This window comes from Stenotrophomonas capsici, from assembly GCF_034961085.1.
GTDB classification, from domain to species: domain Bacteria; phylum Pseudomonadota; class Gammaproteobacteria; order Xanthomonadales; family Xanthomonadaceae; genus Stenotrophomonas; species Stenotrophomonas capsici.
Genome location: NZ_JAYFUH010000006.1, coordinates 1 through 1038 on the forward strand (window position 1 = coordinate 1; position 1038 = coordinate 1038).

The 1038-nt window shown below is 64.2% G+C and carries 1 protein-coding gene; it reads left to right on the forward strand.

The window, feature by feature from the left end; translation table 11 throughout:
* On the forward strand, positions 1 to 998 hold a 998-nt coding region (locus tag VA603_RS00160; protein ID WP_323437594.1), incomplete at its 5' end, for a hypothetical protein.
* Positions 999 to 1038: the final 40 nt, after the last annotated feature.

Consider the following 1038-nt stretch of genomic DNA (forward strand, 5'->3'; position numbering starts at 1 on the left):
GAATACTGGTCGCCCGCGACATCGTCAAACGAAATTCCGCCGATGCCGCGCTAAGCGCGGTGGGCGCTGGCGTGCTGACCTCGCAGTTGGTCACCGCCAACAACAACTTCCTGCAGAGCTACCGTATTCCGCGTTCGCGCGGCGGCGGCGCTGGCGGCTCGGCACAGGATCGCAGAGGGGCCGATCGCTTCCGCAACGTGGTGATGCAATCGCGCGACCCGTTCTCGTGGAGCCGCAGCGATCATGACCTGAACCTGTTCCTGATCAAGTTCAACCAGTCCGGCGGCACCGACATGGTCGACTACGACCGTTGGGTAGCCGCCGATGCCATGGGCCTGGAAGTGAACCTGCCGTGGCCGTTGAAGGACATCAACATTCCGCTGGGCTGGGGCGGTGCGCAAGCGGTCCAGCGTTACCAGCAGCAGCGCTTCATGCCCGGCTTCGCCAACGGCAGTGGCTGGGTATCGGAATTCAACAACAACCGACGCTATCGCCCTTACGGCAACATCCGCGGCGAGAACCGTGCTGCCAGCAGCATGGTCGACAGTGACCCGAACGTCAGCCTGGACAATGGCAAGAAGCGTGATGCGTACTTCACCGGTTACCAGGGCCTGCGTGACTATGACGACGTTAAGTCCGGCCAGGGGCTGCGCCCCTATACCGAGCCGGGCAGCCGCGCCGACCCGGCCAAGAACACCGGCCCGATCTTCACCGTGCATGTGGAGACCGATGTGGCCAAGGCACGCACCAGCGCCGCGATCGATGGTATCGGTGGCCCGGCCGGTTCGCCGATGGCGATGGAAGACAAGGCCGCCGGCGGCAAGATCTCGGCCTATGCCTCCGGCCAGGTGTACTTCAACCGCCCGCCGAACTACGCGCTGTTCAAGCGCGGCGACAACCGCTTGGAAGTGGGCAACCTGTTCAGTCCGTACTGGCAGGCTCGCCTGATCGACACACCGGACTCGGTGGAAGTGCTGCTCGGAATCACCCGCCTATGATCCATACGTCCTCCCTGCAGCGCCTGCGCTGCCCCCTGCT